Genomic DNA, 3,369 nt, shown 5'->3' with positions numbered 1-3,369 from the left:
GTGAGCCGTCGCCGGGCGTTGATCGTCGGCGCCTCCCGCGGCCTGGGCCTCGGTCTGGTCGAGCGCTTCCTCGCCCGCGGCTGGGACGTGACCGCCACCGTGCGCCGCCCCTCCGCCGCGCTCGCGGCGCTCGCGGGGGCCGGCCCGCTGCGGATCGAGACCGGCATCGACATCGACGACGATGCGGCCGTGGCGCGGTTGCGGGCAGGCCTCGCCGAGGCGCCGGATTTCGACCTCGTGTTCGTCGTTGCCGGGGTCGCGACCCAGGCCGGCACGCCCGCCGGCCTGCTGCCGCGGGAGGTGGCCGGCGCGGTGTTCCAGACCAATGCCCTCAGTCCGATCCGCTTCGCCGAGAGCGTCCACCGCCGCCTCGCGCCCGACGGGCTGATCGTCCTGATGACCTCGAAGCTCGGCTCGGTGTCGCTGAACCGCGGCGGCGGATGGAGCAGCTACCGGGCCAGCAAAGCGGCGCTCAACACGCTGGCGCGCTCGTTCGCGGGCCAGCATTCCGGGGCGGCCTGGGGCCTCGTCCTGATGCATCCGGGCTGGGTCCGCACCGATCTCGGCGGCCGGCGCGCCACCCTCGACGTCGAGACCAGCGCCCGCGGGATGGTCGCGGTTCTCGAAGCGCGCCAGGGCCAGCGGGGCTGCGTGTTTCTCGATTATACCGGCGCGACGGTGCCCTGGTAGGCCGACCGCCTGTGATCTCACCTTGCCTGACGGCAGGGCGTCTCAGGGTGCGTCCACGGCGAGGTCGGCCGCCGGCAGCCAGCCCGTGACCGCCGCCCCGCCGCCGAGGGCGGATGCGAGGATGACGGCGCCCGCGAGCGCGCCGCTCCCGAGACCCGGCCGGAGCCTCACAGCCCCTTCTCCAGCACCTTCACCACCGCCTCAACCCGGTCCTTGAAGTCGGCCACGTTCGCGTAGGGCCGCCAGTTCACGTCGAGCACCCCGCCCTCGAACTTCAGGCCGTTGGGGTAGTTCGAGGCCGGCGCGGTCTTCTCGTCGTAGCGGATGCGGATCGACTTGAGCTTCTCCCGCAGGGCATCGCGGCCCATCTGGTCCCTGGTCACGTCCTTCAGCCCGGCGGCGAGCGGCTCGAAGATCGTCTTCTCGAAGTAGCCGGGATCGGCGTAGTACTTCGCGTCGCCGGCGATCGTGAGCTGGTCCCACGCCACTTCGACCGGCACGGGGAAGCCCGCCGCCTCCTGGATCCCCTTCTCCTGCGCCGGGTAGCGGCTCTCGCGATAGGCGGCGATCGCCCGGCGCTCGGCCAGCCCCACCGTCGGCTCGGCCCGGGCGGCGGGCGCGCAGAGCAGGAGTGCGGCGGCGGCGAGCGCGTTGCGGCGTGAGATCATGCGGTCGGTTTCCCTCTGGTGGGCCGGCCCGGGATCGGGCGCGGGTCGATGGAACGGATGGGACGGCGGGTGCCGTCACGGCGTCGGGCCGACACCGGACCGCTCGCCGCGGCGGCGCGGCGCGGCGAGGCAGGGTCGCGGGGCATGCGTCTGCGCGTCACGCCGAACCTCTGCTAGGAAGGCGGGGTCGGGCGGACGGGCCGGCGCAGGGGGGAACGGAATGGGAAGACGAACGGCCGCCATCCTGCGCAGCGCCGCCGTGGCGGCCTGCCTCCTCGCCCAGCCGCTCTCCGCCGAGGCGACGAAGCCGGCCGGCGCCGGGCCGAAGCTCCCCGCCGACGCCGCGGCCTACGTGGCGCGGCGCAAGGGCTGCCATCACTGGGGCGGCGAGGAGGCGTACGACGCGGCCCGGGGGCGGGACATCGCCGCCGCTCTGACGTCGCTGCGCTGCGACGCCATCGACGCCGACGAGGCGCGCCTGCGCCGCCGCTACGGGAAGGACCCGGCGATCCTGAGAGCCTTCGACGAAGCCGACGGCGAGAGCGGCTGAGCGCGATGCCGGTCGGGCGGTGGACGGCACCGTCCGCCGCCGGGTGAGGCGGCTGCACGTCCCACCGCCCGTCCTACCGCGGGCCTCGCTCGTCGGCGTCGGCCTCGCCCGGCCCTTCATCCCGGTCCCACCCCTGCCCGGCGGACCCTTCACGCGGCCGCGCGCCGGTTGCGCATCAGGGAGAGCAGCGCCCCGTAGATGGAGGCCGCGAGCGCTCCCATGAGCACCAGCAGGGTGATGGTCCGGTTCCAGAGCCGGTCGAGGCCGAGGTCGGTGGTGACGAGTTCGGGCCGGGCCGGATCGGCCATGACGCCAGCGCTGTAATCGCCGACATGCAGGCCGGAGAAGACGTAGTTCACCCGCCGCGTCACGCTGCCCTGGGCCGTCGGCACGCTCAGGGTCACGTCGCAGATGTGGATGACGAGCTTGGCGCTGCACTTGCCCTCGCTCACCCGCGCGCTCGGGACGGGCTGCGCGGTCCCGCGCACCTGCCAGTCGGAGACCACGACGGGCGCCGTGAACCAGGCGCAGGCCCCCAGGATGCCGCCGAGCGCCACGATGCCGAACAGGACCCAGAAGGTGGCGCCCCAGCCTGCCCGCTCGGGCGGCAGGCGCAGGGGGGCGGCGGTCTCGGCGCCCTCGGCGGTCTCGGTCTTCGGCGATGCGCTCATCGGCTCCTCAGGCAGGCTGGGCTTCGGACGGGGTGGTGCGGGGCGCGCCGGCTTCGCCGAGCGCCGCCTCGGCCGGGGCGTGCTCCGCCAGGATCCGGCGGGCCTGATGGGCCGCCCGATAGCGTCCGATCAGGTCGGCGAAGTCCTGCGGCGGCATCCCGCGCGGCAGGCCGACCGAGACGGTGACGATGCGGCGCTTGCGATCGAGCTTCACGTTGCGGCCGCCGGGGACGCGCTCCGGCCAGGACGCGCCGGGCGGCAGCAGCAGGCGGGTCACCATCGTGCTCTGGCTCAGCGTCATGTCGAGATCGGCGATGGCGTCCCAGGGGATCATCCGGTCGAGACCGGGCGCCTTGAGGCCCTCCGGGCTGAGGGTCAGGACGTGCGGATCGCCCCGCCACAGGATGAAGGCGCCCGCACCACCCAGGAGGACCGCGAGGGCGGACGCGGTGAACAGGAGGACGTTGACCTCGTGGAGTCGGATCCCGGGGATGCCGAACAGGGCGATCCCGAGCGCGGCCGCGGCGAAGAGGCCGCCGCCCGCCGCCCGCGGGCTCGCCCTGGCGGCGGGCGGCGGCCTCTTCGCCGCGGCCGCGCTCGGGATCGCCCTGTTCGGCATCCCCGGGATCCGACTCCACGAGGTCAACGTCCTCCTGTTCACCGCGTCCGCCCTCGCGGTCCTCCTGGGTGGTGCGGGCGCCTTCATCCTGTGGCGGGGCGATCCGCACGTCCTGACCCTCAGCCCGGAGGGCCTCAAGGCGCCCGGTCTCGACCGGATGATCCCCTGGGA

Annotated in this window: 6 protein-coding genes and 1 pseudogene; 3 read left to right on the top strand and 4 right to left on the bottom strand. The window is 74.4% G+C overall.

The features are described from left to right. Positions 1–690: an SDR family NAD(P)-dependent oxidoreductase gene (locus MFF42_RS25260; protein WP_238258725.1), complete on the top strand. Its 690-nt coding sequence runs from the start codon at positions 1–3 to the stop codon at positions 688–690. A 42-nt stretch (positions 691–732) separates the two neighbouring features. Here the strand turns inward: MFF42_RS25260 and MFF42_RS26415 are convergent, their stop codons facing one another. Further along, positions 733–861, bottom strand: a complete 129-nt coding sequence (locus tag MFF42_RS26415) for a hypothetical protein (protein ID WP_283206925.1) — start codon at positions 859–861, stop codon at positions 733–735. Next, positions 858–1,358 carry a hypothetical protein gene (locus MFF42_RS25255; RefSeq protein WP_238258724.1) on the bottom strand — a complete coding sequence of 167 codons (501 nt, stop codon included), beginning with the start codon at positions 1,356–1,358 and terminating at the stop codon, positions 858–860. Before MFF42_RS25255 ends, MFF42_RS26415 begins: the two co-directional genes overlap by 4 nt. A gap of 220 nt (positions 1,359–1,578) precedes the next feature. Here MFF42_RS25255 and MFF42_RS25250 point away from each other — a divergent pair, with 220 nt between their 5' ends. Beyond that, entirely contained in the window at positions 1,579–1,908 is a 330-nt protein-coding gene (locus MFF42_RS25250) for a hypothetical protein (protein ID WP_238258723.1), read from the top strand. 149 nt (positions 1,909–2,057) lie between these two features. Here the strand turns inward: MFF42_RS25250 and MFF42_RS25245 are convergent, their stop codons facing one another. Both MFF42_RS25245 and MFF42_RS25240 read right to left on the bottom strand, forming a co-directional pair. After that, positions 2,058–2,579, bottom strand: coding sequence for a hypothetical protein (locus MFF42_RS25245; RefSeq protein ID WP_238258722.1), 522 nt, complete (start codon positions 2,577–2,579; stop codon positions 2,058–2,060). A 7-nt stretch (positions 2,580–2,586) separates the two neighbouring features. Next, positions 2,587–2,913, bottom strand: coding sequence for a hypothetical protein (locus tag MFF42_RS25240; RefSeq protein ID WP_238258721.1), 327 nt, complete (start codon positions 2,911–2,913; stop codon positions 2,587–2,589). Positions 2,914–3,070: 157 nt separating this feature from the next. Here MFF42_RS25240 and MFF42_RS25235 point away from each other — a divergent pair. Then, positions 3,071–3,369 (top strand): annotated as a pseudogene (locus tag MFF42_RS25235) (hypothetical protein); the annotation flags it as partial.

It is taken from the genome of Methylorubrum podarium (genome assembly GCF_022179745.1).
Classification (GTDB): Bacteria; Pseudomonadota; Alphaproteobacteria; order Rhizobiales; family Beijerinckiaceae; genus Methylobacterium; species Methylobacterium podarium.
Note: the sequence above shows the minus strand (reverse complement) of the source record. Positions and strands in the feature narration are given on the sequence as shown.

Excerpts from the sequence above, each read along its gene's own strand:
- MFF42_RS25255 (WP_238258724.1), bottom strand. The coding sequence starts at position 1,358 with ATGATCTCACGCCGCAACGCGCTCGCCGCCGCCGCACTCCTGCTCTGC.
- MFF42_RS25250 (WP_238258723.1), top strand. The coding sequence starts at position 1,579 with ATGGGAAGACGAACGGCCGCCATCCTGCGCAGCGCCGCCGTGGCGGCC.
- MFF42_RS25245 (WP_238258722.1), bottom strand. The coding sequence starts at position 2,579 with ATGAGCGCATCGCCGAAGACCGAGACCGCCGAGGGCGCCGAGACCGCC.
- MFF42_RS25240 (WP_238258721.1), bottom strand. The coding sequence starts at position 2,913 with ATGATCCCCTGGGACGCCATCGCCGATCTCGACATGACGCTGAGCCAG.